Source organism: Lysinibacillus sp. NPDC059133 (assembly GCF_042755925.1).
GTDB lineage: Bacteria > Bacillota > Bacilli > Bacillales_A > Planococcaceae > Lysinibacillus.
Genome location: NZ_JBHZDH010000017.1, coordinates 56,274 through 76,284, shown reverse-complemented (window position 1 = coordinate 76,284; position 20,011 = coordinate 56,274). Strand labels below are relative to the sequence as shown.

At 33.5% G+C, this 20,011-nt stretch carries 17 protein-coding genes and 1 pseudogene; 14 read left to right on the top strand and 4 right to left on the bottom strand.

The annotated features are described in order from the left end of the window. Nucleotides 1-17: 17 nt before the first annotated feature. Genes ACFXN8_RS11645 through ACFXN8_RS11635 form a run of 3 tightly spaced genes read left to right on the top strand, consistent with a single transcriptional unit; the run spans nucleotide 18 to nucleotide 2,844 of the window. Nucleotides 18-1,034 carry an ABC transporter permease gene (locus ACFXN8_RS11645; protein WP_376078001.1) on the top strand — a complete coding sequence of 339 codons (1,017 nt, stop codon included), beginning with the start codon at nucleotides 18-20 and terminating at the stop codon, nucleotides 1,032-1,034. Then, nucleotides 1,031-2,095 (top strand): iron chelate uptake ABC transporter family permease subunit, encoded by a 1,065-nt coding sequence (locus ACFXN8_RS11640; RefSeq protein ID WP_376078004.1) that lies wholly within the window; start codon nucleotides 1,031-1,033, stop codon nucleotides 2,093-2,095. The genes ACFXN8_RS11645 and ACFXN8_RS11640 overlap by 4 nt, the downstream gene beginning before the upstream one ends. Beyond that, nucleotides 2,092-2,844, top strand: coding sequence for an iron ABC transporter ATP-binding protein (locus ACFXN8_RS11635; RefSeq protein ID WP_376078007.1), 753 nt, complete (start codon nucleotides 2,092-2,094; stop codon nucleotides 2,842-2,844). The genes ACFXN8_RS11640 and ACFXN8_RS11635 overlap by 4 nt, the downstream gene beginning before the upstream one ends. 1,192 nt (nucleotides 2,845-4,036) lie before the next feature. Here the strand turns inward: ACFXN8_RS11635 and ACFXN8_RS11625 are convergent. Continuing rightward, nucleotides 4,037-4,770, bottom strand: a pseudogene (locus ACFXN8_RS11625) (Fic family protein). A 39-nt stretch (nucleotides 4,771-4,809) separates the two neighbouring features. After that, entirely contained in the window at nucleotides 4,810-5,097 is a 288-nt protein-coding gene (locus ACFXN8_RS11620) for an AbrB/MazE/SpoVT family DNA-binding domain-containing protein (protein WP_376078015.1), read from the bottom strand. Between the two features lie 528 nt (nucleotides 5,098-5,625). On the opposite strand from ACFXN8_RS11620, the gene ACFXN8_RS11615 reads away from it, so the two are divergent. The 9 genes from ACFXN8_RS11615 (at nucleotide 5,626) to hblA (ending at nucleotide 16,364) form a co-directional block, all read left to right on the top strand. Further along, nucleotides 5,626-6,162 (top strand): RNA polymerase sigma factor, encoded by a 537-nt coding sequence (locus ACFXN8_RS11615; RefSeq protein WP_376078018.1) that lies wholly within the window; start codon nucleotides 5,626-5,628, stop codon nucleotides 6,160-6,162. A 1-nt stretch (nucleotide 6,163) separates the two neighbouring features. Then, on the top strand, nucleotides 6,164-7,765 hold the full coding sequence (locus tag ACFXN8_RS11610; protein ID WP_376078021.1) for a DUF4179 domain-containing protein: 1,602 nt from the start codon (nucleotides 6,164-6,166) through the stop codon (nucleotides 7,763-7,765). Nucleotides 7,766-8,309: 544 nt separating this feature from the next. After that, on the top strand, nucleotides 8,310-8,669 hold the full coding sequence (locus tag ACFXN8_RS11605; protein WP_386845203.1) for a response regulator: 360 nt from the start codon (nucleotides 8,310-8,312) through the stop codon (nucleotides 8,667-8,669). Nucleotides 8,670-8,677: 8 nt separating this feature from the next. Then, nucleotides 8,678-9,307: a hypothetical protein gene (locus ACFXN8_RS11600; protein ID WP_386845201.1), complete on the top strand. Its 630-nt coding sequence runs from the start codon at nucleotides 8,678-8,680 to the stop codon at nucleotides 9,305-9,307. Continuing rightward, nucleotides 9,300-10,196 (top strand): diguanylate cyclase domain-containing protein, encoded by an 897-nt coding sequence (locus ACFXN8_RS11595; protein ID WP_386845199.1) that lies wholly within the window; start codon nucleotides 9,300-9,302, stop codon nucleotides 10,194-10,196. Before ACFXN8_RS11600 ends, ACFXN8_RS11595 begins: the two co-directional genes overlap by 8 nt. Nucleotides 10,197-11,010: 814 nt before the next feature. After that, nucleotides 11,011-12,054: a Fic family protein gene (locus ACFXN8_RS11590; protein ID WP_376078031.1), complete on the top strand. Its 1,044-nt coding sequence runs from the start codon at nucleotides 11,011-11,013 to the stop codon at nucleotides 12,052-12,054. A gap of 584 nt (nucleotides 12,055-12,638) precedes the next feature. Continuing rightward, nucleotides 12,639-13,958, top strand: coding sequence for a hemolysin BL lytic component L2 (hblC, locus tag ACFXN8_RS11585; RefSeq protein WP_376078033.1), 1,320 nt, complete (start codon nucleotides 12,639-12,641; stop codon nucleotides 13,956-13,958). 32 nt (nucleotides 13,959-13,990) lie between these two features. Continuing rightward, complete coding sequence (gene hblD / locus ACFXN8_RS11580) at nucleotides 13,991-15,223, top strand: hemolysin BL lytic component L1 (protein ID WP_386845196.1); 1,233 nt, start codon at nucleotides 13,991-13,993, stop codon at nucleotides 15,221-15,223. A 28-nt stretch (nucleotides 15,224-15,251) separates the two neighbouring features. Next, nucleotides 15,252-16,364 (top strand): hemolysin BL binding component B, encoded by a 1,113-nt coding sequence (gene hblA, locus ACFXN8_RS11575; protein WP_386845194.1) that lies wholly within the window; start codon nucleotides 15,252-15,254, stop codon nucleotides 16,362-16,364. 191 nt (nucleotides 16,365-16,555) lie between these two features. Here the strand turns inward: hblA and ACFXN8_RS11570 are convergent, their stop codons facing one another. Further along, nucleotides 16,556-17,323 (bottom strand): sulfite exporter TauE/SafE family protein, encoded by a 768-nt coding sequence (locus tag ACFXN8_RS11570; RefSeq protein WP_386845192.1) that lies wholly within the window; start codon nucleotides 17,321-17,323, stop codon nucleotides 16,556-16,558. A gap of 104 nt (nucleotides 17,324-17,427) precedes the next feature. On the opposite strand from ACFXN8_RS11570, the gene ACFXN8_RS11565 reads away from it, so the two are divergent. Together ACFXN8_RS11565 and ACFXN8_RS11560 are read left to right on the top strand one after the other, a co-directional pair. After that, entirely contained in the window at nucleotides 17,428-18,312 is an 885-nt protein-coding gene (locus ACFXN8_RS11565; RefSeq protein ID WP_386845190.1) for a LysR family transcriptional regulator, read from the top strand. Between the two features lie 170 nt (nucleotides 18,313-18,482). Continuing rightward, nucleotides 18,483-18,878, top strand: coding sequence for a VOC family protein (locus ACFXN8_RS11560; protein ID WP_376078045.1), 396 nt, complete (start codon nucleotides 18,483-18,485; stop codon nucleotides 18,876-18,878). A 201-nt stretch (nucleotides 18,879-19,079) separates the two neighbouring features. Here ACFXN8_RS11560 and ACFXN8_RS11555 read toward each other — a convergent pair whose 3' ends face one another. Then, the gene (locus ACFXN8_RS11555) at nucleotides 19,080-19,937 is read right to left on the bottom strand and encodes a LysR family transcriptional regulator (RefSeq protein WP_386845188.1); all 858 of its coding nucleotides are present in this window, start codon (nucleotides 19,935-19,937) and stop codon (nucleotides 19,080-19,082) included. Between the last annotated feature and the right edge of the window lie 74 nt (nucleotides 19,938-20,011).

Genomic DNA, 20,011 nt, shown 5'->3' with positions numbered 1-20,011 from the left:
TAAAGGAGTATAAAATAGTGCTGAAAAATGTAACTTCTAGGGTTGAGATAAATTCTCAACCCCAGTTTTATAACTACAATAAGATATGGACAAAACCTTTTATATTAGCGATTATAGTTGTTATTATTTTAGGCATTATATCACTGTTTACTGGAGTGTATGATATACGTGGACAAGAGGATGGAATGGAGATGTTTTTCATAACTCGTGTTCCGAGAACAGCTGCACTAATGCTTACTGGAGCTGCAATGTCAATGGCAGGACTCGTAATGCAACTGATCACACAGAATCGTTTTGTTGAACCTACTACAACAGGGACTATTGAATGGTCAGGTTTAGGGCTGCTTTTTGTTTATTTATTATTTCCTGCTCCGACTTTAGTACTAAGAATGACTGGTGCAATCATTTTTTCTTTTATAGGAACTATGATTTTCTTTTTATTTTTAAGAAGAGTTAAACTTCGCTCGTCTTTAATTGTCCCGATTATTGGATTGATGCTTGGAGCAGTTATTTCTGCAGTGTCCACTTTTATGGGACTCTTTTTTCAAATGACGCAAAGTATTGAAACTTGGTTTGTAGGTTCTTTTGCGGCTGTTCAGGTGGGAAGGTATGAATATTTATGGCTAATTGTTATCGTTACTTTGCTTATTTTTATTTATGCTAATAGATTGACTTTAGCTGGACTAGGAGAAGATATCGCAACAAGCCTTGGTGTTAATTACAACAGGATTGTTCTTTTTGGGACTGTTCTCATTTCTTTTGCAGTTGGAATTGTTGCAGCTGTTATTGGAAACTTACCTTTCTTGGGTTTAATTGTACCAAACATTGTTTCAATGTTTAGAGGCGATGATCTTAGGAGTAATTTACCTTGGGTATGTGTGATAGGAATGGGGACTATAACTGCCTGTGACATAATTTCTCGAACAATTATAATGCCTTTTGAAGTACCTGTTTCTTTAATACTTGGAACAGTGGGGTCAGTCGTGTTTATTACTATTTTATTGAGACAAAGAAAACCAAGGAGGCACCGATGAACACATTGGAAGATAGAAATAAAGAAAATGTCGAAATCGATTCTAGCCTTCATAATGATAATAGATCAGCTAGGGCTTTTCGTTCTAAGAAGGAAGAAAGACGTTATTGGATTTTGCTAATAACATTGATTGCTTTGGGCATCCTTTCTTCATATGGACTTTTAGTTTATAACAATCCAGTTCCAGTAGATTCACCTTCTTTTATCCCAGTTGTTATGAGAAGGATAGTAGCTCTTGTTGCAATGATTATTGCTGCAGTTTGTCAGAGTTTGTCGACGGTTGCTTTCCAAACGATTACGAATAATAGGATTATAACTCCTTCGCTTTTAGGTTTCGAAGCACTTTACTCAACAATTCATACTAGTACAATATTTTTCTTTGGTGCTAGTGCATTGATAAATTTTAGTGGAATTGGATCATTTTTATTTCAAGTTGTTGTTATGGTCTTGATGAGTTTGATCCTTTATGGATGGCTGCTTTCTGGTAAATATGGGAACTTGCAACTTATGCTTTTAGTTGGAATTATTATGGGCACTGGACTAAATTCTGTGTCAACTTTCATGAGAAGACTACTTGCGCCTTCTGAATTTGATATTTTACAGGCAAGATTGTTTGGTTCTGTTAACAATGCAGATTCTGCATATTTTCCTATTGTAATTCCTATAGTAATAATTGTAGCATTACTACTTCTTGCTCATTCTAAGAATCTAAATATATTGTCACTAGGAAAGGATGTTGCTACTTCTTTTGGAGTTAAATATCAATCTAGTGTAATTTATACGCTTGTATTAGTTGCTATTTTGATGTCAATTTCAACAGCTTTGATTGGACCACTTACTTTCTATGGCTTTCTAGTAGCGACTTTGAGCTATCAGGCGGCGTCAACTTATGATCATAGATATATTTTTCCAATGGCTCTTGCTATAGGATTTTTGATAATAACGGGTGCATACTTTTTGATGTATCATGTATTCCATGCTCAAGGTGTAGTTTCAGTTATTATCGAATTATTTGGTGGAATAATATTTTTAACTGTAGTTTTAAGGAAGAGGGCTTTATGATAAAAATTGATAATGTTAAAAAGTTCTATACTGATAAGGTAAAAATAGGACCTTTGAATATTGAAATACCAAAAGCGGGTTTTACTTCTTTAATTGGTCCAAATGGTGCTGGAAAATCTACGACACTTTTGATGATTGGAAGACTTTTGGATATAGAGGAAGGTCAAATTCAAGTAGCTGATATGGATATTTCTGGATCTAAATCAAAAGACTTAGCAAAAATTTTGACTATATTACGACAAGAAAATCATTTTGTAACTAGGCTTACTATTAGACAACTAGTTGGATTTGGACGATTTCCTTATTCAAAGGGAAGATTAACAAAAGAAGATGAGGCTATTATTTCTAAATATATCGATTTTTTAGACTTGACTGATTTAGAAGATCGATATTTAGATGAGCTTTCAGGTGGTCAAAGACAAAGGGCATATGTAGCAATGGTTTTATGCCAAGAGACTGAATATGTACTTTTGGACGAGCCTCTGAACAACCTTGATGTTGCTCGTTCTGTTCAAATGATGGAGCATCTGAGACGTGCGGCTAATGAATTTGGAAGAACAATTCTGACTGTTATGCATGATATAAATTTTGCAGCCAAATATTCTGATAGAATTTGTGCTATGAAAGATGGACAAATTGCCGCTTTTGGAACAGTAGAAGAGGTTATGGATTCGAAGATTTTGACAGATATTTTCGAAACAAAAATAGAAATTATCGAAGGTCCTTATGGGCCAATCGCTGTTTATTAGTTACGAAATTTTTAAAAAAGAAGCATCTCAAAAAATGAGTATGCCAAAAAAACTAATAGAAAATTAAAATATTTACTGTAGCTGCATAGATCATAACAGCTACTCTAGTTGAAGTTGCTGTCTGTATTTTACAGGCGGCAGCTTTTTTAAATGCCATTGCCCACGAGAATGATTGAAGTATGTCATAACGAGAAATTTAGTGAAATTAGCCATTAAAAAAATCTGATTTCAAATCAAGCATTACTCAATAATAGAAAGGCTTAGGAGTTGTTCCTAAACTTTTTTGAGGTTTTAAATGAAAGAAATGTTATTTAAGATCATTGAGTTGCACAGGCAGCTCTTTTTTATTGAACTCCCATGAAAGAACTTAATCATCTTTCATTTTCTGTGGTGAAGAGCTGATTTTTGCGCCTCATGGATGGCTAACGGTGCAGTTTAGTTAAGCAACAGTAGTGAGTTTTTGTTAAGATGATGTTAGGAACAATTATCGATATCAAGCGTGGAGCATTCAAGCACGAGTGAAGCCAACACTTCTGCTTGTCCTTCATATCCTCGTGCATTTTGTTTGCCCCACTTGTTGCCGATACGCCATTTCGATTGATTGCCTTTACAGATTTTCCGAACGAGAAAGCCCATGCAGGGTGTAGCCCGTCTTTAGACATAGGGATGAAAGTGAGGTCAGACAAGAGATAGCTTTTGCTACCTTAATTGTCTGAAAGGGTGTTATCCTTCATGTATAGACAAGTAAAAGTCTTTAAAACACGCTCGTTCATTGAAAATTGGATATTGTATATGGTTCGATAGCCTAATTCATGCTATCGGTAAAACAATATGTGTCGTCAAGAAAAAGACGCTAAAACACATCGAACGAAACCAACTATACGTTATGGTAAAAGTAGCGTAGCCCTATCTGCTATATGCACTGGATAGGGAGGGGTAATGGGATACCCCAATCTTGAGAGCTGTTCAAAACAGAAATGGACTGCGAACGCTTAGTTACTCAGGAATCCCACTGACATTAGTCAGCTTGTCCCTTTAGGGGTGGGAGTCTCAATAGAGTTACTAATAATACTGTCAGAATCGATAGCAATATGAATTGTTTCCATGTCATCATGACCAATTTAGTATGAGTTTCTTCTTTAGAATATAAGCTTTTGACGTAGACTCTCTATCATTTCTAAGCTACTATTAGTCATCTTTTATCACACTCAAGTACTAACGAATCTTCCACTTCGATTGCAACAAGTTTGATAAAATCGTGATAGTCCTTTTGTGTATGTGCCTTATCTAACGCATCATAATAGGATAAACGATTAACAACCTTAATGACAACAGGGGGGAATCCATCCTTCATCAATTCTAAGTTGAGCAAAAGGCGTGCTGTACGACCATTGCCATCAATAAATGGATGAATCCCTACAAAAATGGCATGTAACATCGCCCCACGCTCAACTGGATGCAGGTTTGTCCTTCTGTTTCATACCACTGCATCATTTTCTCCATCTCTTCTTGAATGAGGTAAGGAGCAGGGGGTACATGGGCTGCCCCAGAAATAAAGACTTGTTGATCGCGGTATATGTCAGCATAGTGGTCATCTATTCCTTTTAGGACAAGACGATGTAGATTTTTGATCTGCCATTCGGATAGGGCTTCTTCTTTATGCACAATTTCCTCAACATATGCAATCGCATCACGGTGGTTTATAACTTCTAAATGCTCTTGCATCGTTTTCCCACCTACTGTAATACCTTCCAAAACGACTTTTGTTTCGTTCATCGTGAGTGTATTGCCTTCAATCGCATTGGAATTATATGTCCATTCCACTAGTAGCTTCTCACGTAAGCTCTTTAGAGTATAGGGTGGTAAAGGACGTTTCTTGTTTAATAAAGCTTTTTTCTCTTGCACGACACGAAGTACATCATTCATTGAAATCGCCCCTTCACGTTTAATTGGAGTTTCTTCTATTTATATAGTGTCATCATCATTTAACGCACGAAAAGTTGTCCATCCAGTATTGTTTGTCGCTTCTTTAAATTTCTCCAATAATTCTTGCCCGCTGAAACCTTTTTCGATTAAACTCGCCAACAGTTGCTCCGCAAAATCATCAGGTACTTTATGAACCGGTTTAATGAGCAGCCCATCATCGACTAATTCAACTGTTACTTCTTCCTCCATTTGTAATGCATCGAAATAAACTTTCGGAATCGTCATCTGACGTTGCTTCGATATTTTTACTTTTTTTAGTTCATTCAAAGCAAAGACCTCGTTTCTATATAATGGTATTCTTTATTATAAATAAAATTATTTATAGAATAAAGAAATTAGATTGCGATATTTTAAATTGATTTCTTTGAATTTTAATAGAAATGAATAGCCATTCAAAGACAAAAAACAATCTTTTTTAGACGTATGATTTAATTATTGGGATTGAACACGTTGAAATAAAGAAGTGACCTGCACCGGGTGCGAAAAACAATTCGTAAAATTAACTACAATTTAAAACCTTTGACCATCATAAATATTAAAAGGCTGTGTCAAACTTCCAATCATTGAGACACACATAAACACTTTTTAGACCGCTTGATTCTCATATTCAATGGGCGTTAAGGCCTGATTTTTCTTGTATCCGTTCCTCATGTTGATTTGAAATTAAGTTCGATAAGAACGTTTTGTGAATTTCTTGATCATTTAACGAAACCTTGTAAAAGTTTTTTTAAAAAAATGAACTATTTATAATGCTAAATTGTTACTTGTGTAGAAAACGGAAAAGGAGGTGGGATTGTGGAACAAATTAGCGATGAGAGGGTTTTGTTTCAAACATATTATAAAGACGTCTTCAGAGCTTGCTATTACATGCTTCAAAATAAATACGATGCAGAGGATCTATGTCAGGATGTATTTGCAAAAGCTTTGAGTGAAGATTTTCGAGCTATACAAAATCAAAAATCTTGGTTACTTAGTATTGCTATGAATATGTCTCGAAATTATTTAAAGAAAATGAACAGACTGCTTTTAAAAGAAAATTTTGATTTCCTATCATTTATAGGAGTTGACAATACCCAAAATATTGAGCGAACAATACAGCTCAATGAAAATAAAAGTGAGTTAGTCGATTTAATGAACAAACTGCCTGTTCGTATACGGAAGGTAATGGTATTGAAATATGTGCATGATTGTAAAGATAGAGAAATTGCTGAAATTTTAAAAATCCCTGAGGGGACGGTTAAATCGAGGCTTTTTAAAGGTAAAAAATTAACGAAAAAGTTTATCCAAGTAGATGAAAATTTATTATTTGAATGGAGGGATCATCGTGAGTAATATGGAAGATTTAATAAAAGAAAAAGTGAAGAGCGATCAAGTAGATTATCCTAATGAGAATGAAATGTGGAATAAAATCGTTCGTAAACAACAAAATCATAATTATAAAACTAAAAAACATAGCTATAAACCACAAGTTATATTAACTGCCATTTTGTTTACAATTGTTTTATCAGCCACACCTGTATTTGCTAAATATACAACAGAAATCTTGGACTGGATGCGAAATATGAATAGAACAGGCGTTATTACTTCTTTAGAAAATGGATTTGGACAGGAAGTCAATAAAACTGTAGAAAACGAAGCTGGTGTATTAAATATTCATAATGTAATTTCAGATCAAAATGGGACAACTATTAACTTTAGCTTAGATATTGATCACGATTTTCCAATAGATTATGCAGACTTCGAACAAGCATTACTCAAAATAAGTGACGGCAAAGAAATAAAGATGGAGGCTAACGCAGTATATAATCAGGAAACAGATCAATTAGTAGGCATTCTAAAAACAGATGAGGAAATCCCACACAACAGCGATGTTACACTTCAACTTGGTGGTGTAAAGGAGATACAGCAGAAAAGTGTAGAGTTAAAAAATGTAGTTCAATCGAACGCGTTCCCTGAAAAGATTACTATTAATCAAGATGGAATATCACAAATAGAATTCACTTCAAATGGATATCAAAACGGACAATATACATTGGATTATCTTATTGACCTGGAAGAGACCAATAACATAGAAGACGCATATGTATCTTATAAAATTCAAGATGAAACCATTGCGAGTTTTGGCGTCACTCATAAACGTCCTCAAGCAAATGTCATTAAAAGAAGTGATTCACTAGAGATACAAAAAGAAGAGGTAGAAAAATTAGGCGTATTTTTAAGTTATACTGATACAGTAAGTTATAAACCAGAAACGTGGAACCTAGATTTCCAATACAATCAGGATCTTGCTAAAAAGTCTACTTTTGTTATGGATATAGACGAAAAAATTGAGATAGGCTCTCAGCAACTTCAATTTAATGAGCTTGTCATTACACCGAGTAATATGAAGCTTTATTTTGATGAAAAATATACAGATTCTAACTCTAATATAGCTCATTTCAATTATCGTCAGTTTAAATTACGAATTGGTGAGCAAGAATTATTGGGAGATTATTATACAGATTATATTTCCTTTGAAACACAGGGGCTGATAAAGGATATTACAGATAAAGAAATTTCACTTACTTTAAATGATGTGAAGGTTTCTTATGAAGCTAAAAAGCAAGACAAAGTAGAGCTAACAAATATTTCTGATGTGCCAAAGACTATAAAAACAGAATTAAACGGGTATCCAATTGATGTTACCTACTATTCTAATGGTAATGATTTAATTGTTGAATCAGAAAGTAAGAACGAGCAATTTGGTGGTATCACACAAAATGTTATTTATCAGAATGGCCAAAGAATCTTTGCTGAAACTCGTTCTAATGATGGAGTGTTAAGAACACATAAACAAGTAGAAACATTTAAAAATATTAAGGATAAAGATATTACATTAAACTTCTTCCTTTATACTGTCAATGAAGATCGAGCTAAAACTATTATTTTACAGTAAATCGTTTGCAGTGTAGATTTAACTTCTCTCAGCAAGTGTTTTATGTAACGTAAGTGAAACGGCAGTTACAAGTGTTTTATGTAACGTAAGTGAAACGGCAGTTACAAGTGTTTTCGTAGCGACAGTATACGACTGATTGATGTTTTATGGCAGATTAGCGAGACTGTAAAGAATTGTACGACATCTAAAGGAACGCTTCTTTAAGGCGCATGATAATAAAAGGAAGATTCAATTGAGTATAGAAAAAGCGTGTTTTGATTAATTCAAAATACGCTTTTCTATTTCCTTATCTATCAAGCTTAATTAAGTTCATTTAACTTCTTTCAGCAAATGTTTTCTGTACCGAAAGCGTAGCGACAGGTACAGGTGTTCAAACACCCTAGTTAGCAAAAAACTATTAAAATGAGGAAGAGGAATCATAGTGAAAAAACTTTTTATATAAAATTCACCAACATTTAGAGAACTAGTCAAATATTTTTCAAATAAAGAATAATTGTGATATTATTTTAAGAAACATGATTTAATAGCGGAGGATAAATTTTTTATGAAAGTACTTGTAGTAGATGATTCCGTGTTTTCTCAAAAAACAACAATACAAACATTAAAATCTATTTACCCTGATGCTGTTTATGAAACAGCAAATGATGGTGTTGAAGGTATTGAAGTATTTGCAACCCTTCTACCTGACCTTGTATTTATGGATTTATTAATGCCTAAGATGAGTGGACAAGAGGCAATTAGACAATTATTAGAGAAATACCCAACGGCTAAAATTATCGTGCTTTCAGCTGATGTGCAATTGGCGGTTCGTGATGAGGTTTTATCTGCTGGAGCGGTAGCATTTATTAATAAACCGATAAATGTTGCGAAACTGAAGGAGATAGAATTATTGATAGAAGGGTGATTTAGTTGTTGACAACAACACAAGAGGATATATTGAAAGAGCTGTATAATGTATTTGTCGGCGAGGCAGCTAACTTATTATCAGAAATTCTTCAAAAAAGAATTTTTTTGTCAGTACCAGAGATAACGTTACTAGGGTTACAAGAATTAAAGTCTGGCAAGCAAGAAGAGCTGACTCCTGTAATAAATGGTACAGTACTATCTACCTCTTTAAAGTTTGGTAATGTCTTTTCTGGTAGAGCAGATTTTATTTTTCCGGCAGAGCAAATTAAATATTTAACCGCGCTTTGCTTAGGGGAAGAATATACAGAAGAGGATGAAGAGCTTTCATTTAATGATGAGGATTTTGATGTTGTAAAGGAAATTGGCAATATCATTCTAAATTCCATTATGGGTGGTATGGGAAGCCTGCTGGAGATGAAGCTAGAGTATGATGTGCCACAGGTAATTTTACATAATGAAGGAGAGTTTTATAAAACACTTACTAGCTCCGGGGATAGCAATGTATTATTACTTTATGTAAGTTTTGATGTGGATAATTCAAAGGTGCTAGGCATAATTTTAATTAAGTTCTCATTAGAATCAATCGAATTTTTAATTCAAAAAGTGGACGAGATTAGTAGGGATTTGGATGAATGATTTATATGTAGCGATCGTCAATCAGCTAGATAATGGCATTATTTTATTGGATGAGCAATTGAACATTCAATTATGGAATAAATGGTTAATCAAGTACACAGGTAAAAGTGAAGAAGAGGTTAAAGGTTTACCGATCACAACAGTTGTTCCACGTTTTGATAAAAAGATTTATGCCTATATGTTTGAAAAGGCTTTGTTGGATAAACAAAAAAGCTTTTGCTCAGCAGCAATGCATCAATATTTTGTGGAAAATAAGTGTGCAAAGATGAAGCCAACTCGTCAAAATATTTTAATTCAACATATACAAATAGAGCATACATCGCATTTAATGATAGAACTTTATGATGTATCTAATCACTATAAGCGCATTCAAAACTTAAATAAGTATTTAAAAAGTTCGATTGATCTTTCCAAAAACTTGGAGTACTTTGTTTATTATGATAGTTTAACGAATTTACCGAATCGTAAATTTGTGTTGGACCGTTTAGAGCGTTTAATCGAAGAAGAGGATAAGGTATTTTCCCTATTTTTCATAGATTTGAATGGCTTTAAAGCTGTAAATGATCAGTATGGACATCTACAGGGAGATTTATTACTACAAATGTTTGCGGAACGGTGCAATCAATTTTCTCAAAAGCAGGAAGTTTGGGCACGTCTTGGCGGAGATGAATTTGTGTTATTAGTTGAACATATGACCACGGCAAATGAAGTTGAACCGTATACAGAAAAAGTACACGAGTTATTACGGGAGCCGTTTATCATTGAGGAACAGCAAATTGTGATTTCAGCAAGTATTGGCTGTGCGCGTTTCCCACAAGATGGGGCTACAGCAAAGCAATTATTGAATGTGGCAGATTATCAAATGTATCTTCAAAAAGCAAAGAGATAGCATAAATAAAATAGATTGTCGAACTTCATCAAGGTACAATTTTGGCATAAAGCGGCACTCTTGGTTTTGATACAATTATCTTAATCAAAACCAAGAGTGCTTTTTGTTTTGATTAAGATCGATGTTACGCATTTAACCGGTGATATTGTTTTATGATTACAGCAAATTTCAATGAATTAATAACAAGCGGATCCCATGTCTAATTAACATATGGTATCCGCTTGTTTCTTTCATTTTAATGCTAAAAAAGGATAGTACACATAAATAAAAGTTCAGCTACCAATTGATTTACATAGGAAAAGGAAACAAATTTATAAATCTACTATTTTGATGTAATTGATAAATCATTCATACGTTCAAATTATTTAACATTGAGAGTTAAATTATATTAAAGGTATTGGTTAAATTATTAACAAAAAATGTTGGCGATGATTTTGAAAAAATTATTCAATGAATAGGATTTTAATTGAAATGTTGAATGATATAAGTATTAAAAGCTCCATAATGGTTATCCTATTCGAAAATAAAGCAATATTAACAAAAATAACATAATTAACAAACGTAATAAAAATATTGGAAAGTTACACAAAAATGTCACAAAAATAATAAAAATATCAGTACATTTAAAAGATAATATTCCGATATTTAATAATGTCTAATGTCTATAATTACGGTCCTCTTTCTTTAAAAAGTAAAAGCTCTATTAAACCGGATGTTATTTGAATAGTAATACTAGAATAACATTAGGAATTCCTAAAAAGCAAAAAAATATTATTGTAATAGAGCATTAAGAGATAGTAACAGGAGGAACAAAATGAGAAATTTTTTCGAAGATCAGTACATAAATATTGATCAACAACTAATAAACTTAGTCAGTGAAATTAGTGAATATAAAGGTATGTTGACCGCTTATCAAGAGCAAAGACCTGATATATTCACTAGCCTTGAAAAAGCTATACCCCTACAATACATAAAAAACTATATTTCAGTTTATGAGGATATAAAAGTTTCAAATAAGCGATTAAAAGAGCTTATATTAGACGATATGATACCTCAATCAATTTCGGAAGATGCAATATATTGTTATTATGAAACACTCACTCTTGTACATAAAAAATCTTGCACTTTTTCTATTAGTCCGGATACTATACAAGAATTGCATTTTCAATTAATTCATTATAATACCTCTGACAGTGCAAAATGGCGCCAAAAGCCATTTCCTATCCCAGGAATTCCTGAAAAAGGGATGCACACGATTTGTTATCGTCCTCTTCCACCTGAAAATATTCCACAGGCTGTAGAACAATTATGCAACCAGTACAATTTATTAAACCGTAAAAAAGAGTTACCTACACTTATATTGATAGCTCGTTTTATATTGAATCTTTATTGCATAATCCCTTTTAGTCAGGGCAATGGTAGATTAACACTTATGTTCATCCAATTGCTATTAGTAAAAAGCGGACATACATTTGTAAAATATGTTTGTTTAGATGAATATATAAAAAAAAGAGAAACCGAATACTATGAAGCCATATTTAAATCTTCGGTTAATTGGTACTGTAATGGGCATAATATGAATTTCTGGTTAAAAGAGTTCTTAATGATTATTTTAGAGGCTTATAAAGATCTACATAGCAGAGTACTGGATTCTATATGTAAACATACTAAGGTAGAGCGAATTCAGAATTTCATTCATAATCAACAACAACCTTTTACAAAAGAGTGCATTCGAAGCATTTATCCAGATATAGCCGAAAGCACAATTAGTAAAGCTTTAACTGATTTGCAATTATTAGGTGAAATTAAACTTATTTCAAAAGGAAGAAATGCGCGCTGGATGAAAGTCCAATCTTAATCTACACCTTTTCAGGTCGGGCTAATAAGTTTCTACTAAACAAATCAAAATCTAATCTATGAACCAATTGCCAATCTTTAATAAGCAATTGGTTCTTTACGTTTCAATCTAGAAACATGAAAAATCTCAAAAGTGCGTTGTAACTACTAGTCAAGGATACCCCACAGTAATGAAAATTAAGAAGGTGCCATCTACAGTTAATATCTGTTACCAGAAAAGTCCTATCGGGATCAATACGTCAAAATTTTAAAGAATTACTCCAATTCACTTATTCCCCAATTATCAATAAAAATATGTCAATATTTAGTCGTCTGACAACTGAATTTCGCTTTATTGTGACACATTCATATGAATAATGTTAATATTAATCTATTTTTTAGAATCAAAATAACAGAAAATAACCTATTCTGTACATAATATAGGTTATTTCGCTGTTATTTGCTTAAAAATGTGTACATGGCTAAAATTTACATCATAGGAAATAGGAAGAATGTTTCCTAAACTTAAGTAAATTGGAGGTGCTCAAAATGTATAAAAAATCGTATGAATTATTGTGAAAAATATCATATAGGGAGGTAAATAGAATGAAAAAGAAATTAATTACAGGATTAATGATAACATCCATTGTTGCAACAGGAGTTATTCCTGTACATACTTTTGCAACGCCTGTTGCTCAAGCAGAAATTCAGGAAGAGAACATGATTCTTTCTTCATCTTTAAGAAAATTAGGTGCACAATCTAAATTAATCCAAATGTATATAGACCAATCTTTAATGAACCCTAATGTACAGCTAGATGAAGTACCAGCTTTAAATACAGAGCAATTCCTAATAAAACAAGATATGAAAGAATGGACATCGGAACTCTATCCAAAGTTAATTCTAATTAATTCAAAAAGTAAAGGATTTGCCACTAAATTTCATAGCTATTATCCAACATTAAAAGAATATGTAGATAATAAGGGAGATAAGGAAGGTTTCTTGGATAGACTGGATGTCCTTCAAGAAATGGTTATGACAAACCAAGAAAATGTTCAATATCAAATTAATGAATTAACAGATCTTCAATTACAGCTTGATAAAAAGCTTAAAGATCTCGATACTGATGTGGCAAAAGCTCAGGAAGTACTTAGTTTAGAAGGAACAGGGAAGATAGACAAGCTAAAAGGTGAATTACTAGATACTAAAAAATCAATTCAAAATGATTTGCAAGAAATAGCATTTCTACCAGGAGCTTTAAATGAACAAGGACTAAAAATATTCCAAGAGATCTATAGTCTTTCAAAAGATATCATTGAACCAGCTGCTCAAACAGCGGCGGCAGCGTATAACAAAGGAAAAGAAATTAACAACACTATTTTAGAAGCAGAGAAAAAAGCAGAGCAAGAAGCAAAAGAAAAGGGTAAATCTGCCTTAGAGATTGAAGCTGCCAAAAAAGAAGCGCGTGAAGCAATTGAGAAAAATAATAAAGGTGAAATTGCAGCAGCAGCAGCTACAAAAGCGAAAGAGTATGACCTTATGAAAGTAATCGACCCAGAAAAAATCAAAAAAACATATAGTACCTTCGCTGAAGTGAATAATCTAAAGGCAGAACAACGAGCATATTTAGATGATTTAGAGCAGCAAAACCAAAAATTATATGATTTAACAACGAAACTATCGATAGCAGATTTACAAAAATCAATGCTTCTTCTTATGCAACATGATTTGAATACATTTGCTAGCCAAGTGGATGTAGAACTTGACCTATTGAAACGCTATAAAGAAGATTTGAATTTAATAAAAAGTAGTATCACAAAATTAAATACTGATGCTGATACTGCTAACAATCTATCTCAAAAAGATACATTAAGACGATTAAAAAATGGTATTAGTCAACTTGAAGAACAGGTTCATAAATTTTGATATTTTATCGAAAAATTAGGAGGAGATTAGATTTGAAGAAATTTTCATATAAGCTGTTAACCGTGGCCACTTTGGCAACGGTTATAACCGCAACTAACAGTGGTACTATTCAGGCGCTTGCGCAAGAACGGATCGTTCAAGAACAGAAAATAGGGAATTATTATTCATTAGGACCTGAAGGACTGAAGAAAGCGTTAGCTGAAACAGGTTCTCATATTCTTGTAATGGATTTGTACGCAAAAACAATGATTAAACAGCCGAATGTAAACCTATCCAATATTGATTTAGGTTCTGAAGGGGGAGAATTAATCAAAAATATTCATCTTAATCAGGAACTGTCTCGAATCCATGCGAATTATTGGTTAGATACAGCGAAGCCAAAAATTCAAAAGACAGCACGTAATATTGTAAATTATGATGAACAATTTAATAATTATTACGACACATTAATAGACACTGTACAAAAGAAAGATAAGGAAGGGCTAAAAGAAGGTATTGGTGATTTAATCAGTACGATTGATAGAAATTCAAAAGAAGTTACAGAAGTAATTAAGATGTTAGAAGCCTTCAAAACAAAGCTATATACAAATACTATAGATTTTAAAAATAATATTGGTGGTCCAGATGGGAAAGGTGGATTAACGGCAATATTAGCGGGAAAACAAGCATTGATTCCACAACTTCAAGCTGAAATTGAGAATCTACGTTCCACTCAGAAGGCCCATTTTGACGATGTATTAGCATGGTCAATTGGTGGAGGATTGGGAGCAGCTGTTTTAGTTATTGGAACTATTGCAGGAGGGGTAGTCATTGTTGTGACAGGCGGAACAGCAACACCGGCTGTTATAGGGGGCCTTACAGTTCTCGGTTCAGCTGGTATTGGTTTAGGAACGGCAGCTGGTGTTACGGCATCTAATCATATGAACTCCTATAACGAAATTTCCAATAAAATCGGAGAACTAACGATGAAAGCCGATTTCGCTAACCAAGCAGTTATTGCACTTACTAACGCCAAAGACACTTTGACATATCTGTATCAAACAGTGGATCAAGCGATAATGTCTCTAACGAATATTCAGCAACAATGGAATACAATGGGCGCAAATTATAAAGATTTATATGATAATATCGATCAAATGCAAGAACATAAGCTCTCTTTAATACCAGATGATTTAAAAGCGGCTAAACAAAGTTGGAATGATATTCATAAAGACGCGGAATTTATTGCAAAAGATATTGCTTTTAAACAAGAAGCTAAGAATTGAAAATAAAATAATATAGGAGGAATATAAAATGAATAAAAAATCTCTTTACAAAGTACTCGCTGTATCGACGTTTTTAACTTTGACAACAACTTCTGTAATCTCTCCAGTAGCAGTATTTGCAGAGACAAGTAAAATTGAGCAAACAAGCAATAGTGATACTTCTCTTTCAGCAGATGAAGCGAAGATGAGAGAAACCTTGCAAAAGGCGGGGCTTTTTGCAAAATCTATGAATGCCTATTCTTATATGTTAATTAAGAATCCAGATATCACCTTTGAAGGAATTAATATTAAGGGCTATCCAGATTTACCTGGTAAAATTGTACAGGATCAAAAGGATGCAAGAGCACACGCCCTTACATGGGATACAAAAGTAAAAAAACAGCTGATAGATACATTGACAGGTATTATTGAATACGATACAAAATTCGAAAATTATTATGACATAATTGTAGAGGCCATTAATACAGGAGATGGAGAGACATTAATAGAAGGAATAACAGATTTACGAGAAGAAATTCAACAAAATCAGAAGTATGCACAACAATTAATAGTAGAATTAACTAAATTAAGAGATGCTATTGGACAAGATGTAAGAGCATTCGGCAGTAACAAAGATCTTTTACAGTCGATTTTAAAAAACCAAGGGGTTGCAGTTGAGGATGATCAAAAGCGCCTAAATGAAGTTTTAGAGTCAGTAAACTATTATAAGAAATTAGAGTCTGATGGCATAATAACAGTATCTGTACCCTCTATACCTACGTGGATTGCTGGTGGTATTATGTTAGGGGTAGCAAGAGATCAATTAGGTCAATTAGAACCGTTATTAGCACAATTAAGACAGACAGTGGATTATAAAACAACATTAAATCGTGTAGTTGGAGTTGCACATAATAATATAAGTGAGATGTACAATGCACTTGATGATGCTATTAATGCTCTTACTTTTATGTCTACGCAATGGAATGACTTAGACTCTCAATATTCGGGGGTACTGAGACATATCGAGAATGCATCTGATAAAGCGGAACAAAATAAATTCAAATTTTTACTACCTAACTTGAAATCAGCTAAAGACAGCTGGAGAACATTAAAAATAGATGCAGACACATTAAAAGCAGGGATAAAAGAGTTGAAAATATAACTCATTGTTACTCCTGCTAATTAATAAAATAAGAGTAAACAAAAGAGCGAGAAGTTAGTCACTTCTCGCTGCTTTACGTACCCAAACTAAAAGTACAATAAAAAGCTGTTGAAAACCCATCTAGTGAAGACGTTAAATTAGGCATAATTGATTCATAAATCCAACAATAAATGTGGAACAGATAGCGTGATTTATATCAATAAATCTGATACGACCTGAATAATCAGCAAGAAAAAAATGATTGGTAATAAAATTTGAATCCACCTTGTTTTGATATAAGGAATGATCTTTAGACCTAAGAACGAGCCAACAATAGAGCCAATTGAAACAGGAATGGCGATTCCCCAATTAACAATGCCCGTAAAGTAGTAAAAGAGAAATGCACCTGTACAACTTGAAAACGTAATAATTCTTGTTAATTCAACTGCTTTTATATAGGTATATTGCTTTTTAAGATGATAGGTTACATTCATTAGAGCTGAGCCTGGTCCAAAACCACCGTCATATATTGAAACCGCAAACGGAATGAGTTTATTAATTGGTTGTTCCTCCGTTTCTTTTATATCCTTTACCATAAATTTATTACTGCAAAGCACGATGAAAAATGAGGAAATTAAGAATACACATGCTACAATATTCATGATTTGTTCTGATAATCGAGTGGCTAAAAATGCACCAAATACACCTCCTAAACTAGCAATCATCATTAAAGATGTGAAATTTTTTAACGATAAATGTCCTTTAATTACAAACGATACGACATTTGATAGAGCTGAAATTCCTGTCGCAAATTTATTAACTGCTACGGTTGTATGAATTGGAATGCCAATAAGTAACATTGCGGGTAACAAAACGAAGCCTGCAGCGCCGAAAAGAACACCAATGACTGCTGCGAGTAAGCCGATTGTAAATAAAATAAATCCATTTACTGATAACCATTCATGTAGTAAAATTTCCATCAAATCACCTCTATACCTAAATTACTGCTAAACAATACATAAAACAAATATATATTAATTGCTTATTCATAAATTAAATTTATGGATAAAGAGGAGTGAATGAAATGAATTTGCATGCGTTAAGGATTTTTACGAATGTAGCAAAACATGGGGGAATTACCGCAGCGGCCAATAAAATGCTTCTTAGTCAACCAGCTGTCACAATTCAAATACGGAAATTAGAGAGCGAAATAGGGACAAAATTGATTGAAGGAAAAGGACGCGGCATTCAATTAACGCCTGAGGGGAAGTTTTTGTATGAGCAGGGAATGCGTTTATTTTATTTAGAAGCACAAATTGATGAAAAGCTCAGTAAATTTTTAGCGAAAGAAGAAAAAATACATATTGCTTCTTCCTATATACCAATAAACTATATACTCCCGCCTATTATAGCAGCGTATAAACTTGCTAATCCTCACATTGAATTTTTTGTGTCGCTTGGCAATGTGAAATCTGTGGAAGAGCAAGTTCTGAGTTATGAAGTAGACCTTGGTTTTGTCGTGCAAAATAAAATGGGTCACCCTGATTTACAGTTTGAAAAAATACTAGATATCCCGTTTTGGTTTGTAGTTCACCCATCACATTCTTTGGCAAATCAAACTGTCTCCATTTATGAATTATCGAATGAGGACTTTATTTATCGGGAACGTGGTAGCTCGACACTTGATTTATTGGAGGCTGTTTTTTACACGCTTAACAGTCCATTACCTAAGTTAGGACTTCAAATGCAGGGCTTACATGAATCGATTAAAGTAGTGGAAGCAGGGTTCGGTATGACTTTAGCACCGTCCTACAGTGTAACTGAAAGTATAACAAATGGAAAACTAGCTCGGGTGTATGTAGAACGTGCAGATATTCAGCAAAGTTTATTTATATGTACACGCAAATCAGATATAGAAGAGCATCCATTTATTCAGTATTTAAAAGAAAATTTAAACGCTATAAAATAACTAACTTAAAAGTAATAGAACCAAAATCGAGAACAAGCATTAGAATGTTTATTCTCGATTTTTCATAGAATTTCTCTTCTTTTTTATTTCCATTCCTTGTAATAATAATATATAGTAATTGTACTCAAACACAGTGAGTAATTTAATTCTTTAGTATTTAGGAGGATATCATGGGCAGATTAGTTCATTTTGAAATTCATGTAAGTGACATGGAACGTGCAAAGAAATTTTATGGAGAGGTATTCGGATGGTCATTTCAAGACTGGAGTGATTACGCAGGAATGCCTTATTTTGGTGCAGTAACTGGCGATGAGGAAGAACCTGGGGTCAACGGCGCTTTAATGCAACGTCAAGGTGCTTCTCCAGAACCAAACCAAGCTTTAAATGGATTTGCTTGTACAATGGGTGTGGAAAATTATGATGTAACAGAAGCTAAAATTCTTGAGAGTGGCGGCACGGTTGCAATGCCAAAATATGCTCTACCGGGAATGGCGTGGCAAGGATATTATATTGATACCGAAGGAAATATATTCGGAATTCATCAGCCTGACAAAAATGCAAAATAGGACCCTTATAATTTAAAATTATGTTTTTAAATAGGTTGTTTGCATCGTTCTAGCTAAATATATAATTAACGACACAGAACGCTTGGTACTAAAAACCAAGCGTTTTTTGTCACTTCACTATTTTTTATCAATGAATGTATCCTTTAGACACTGTTAAAGATGATTGGCAGAAGAAAAGACGCGGAAATGATAGAAGTTACCCTATATACGCTGATGCTCAGCAATTGTTTTTAAAAAGCATTCCATCGAATTTGTCATATATGCATCTTTTCGTCGTATAAAGACGGTTGAAATTGTACCGTATTTTTTAGGAATTGGATGACAATAAACCTTGCCTGTAGTAGAAAGGTGTTCAGCAACCGATTGTGGTACAAGTGTAACGCCAAGACCGATTGCAACACTTTTTAAAATTGTCTCTAATATATTAAATTCCATGATTCTTTTTGGCAGTAAACCTTCATCTTTGAGCCAGAGTTCTAGCTTGGATCGATATCCGCAACCTTGATTAGAAACAAGGATTGGTGTAGACATAAATTCCTCTATGCGAAAGGATTTGTTTTGTGATATGAGAACGAGGTTTTCGGTAAATACATCATATTGTTCTAAAACTGGATGTTTAATCGGTCCAGTTATAAAGGCCCCATCTAATTGATGATCCGCTACTTCTTTAATAAGTTCCTCTGTTAAACCAGCTTGCAGTGTTAAGTCGACATTGGGATACCCCTTATAGTAAGACGCTAGAATGGTTGGTAATATACTCACAGTTTCAACTGTACCGATTTTTAAAGTACCAGTCGGTGTATCACTATCTAAAAATACCTGTTTCATTTCTTCGACATCCAGCAAAATTTTATTAACGTAAGCAAGCATTTTTCGCCCTTCTGGATTCAATGTCATCCCCTTTTTATGGCGATAAAAAAGCGGCGTTTGGAGCTCCTTTTCTAATAGCTTAATACGTGCAGTTACATTGGATTGTACATAATTTAATTCTTTTGCGGCATGGCTAACGCTCCCGCAATTTGCGACGCTTTTGAAAATCTGTAAATCTCGTAGTTCCATTAGGCATTCCCCCTTAAAGCTATCATTATAAATGATAGTTAATATCACTTTCAATCATTTTACGTGATGTATTT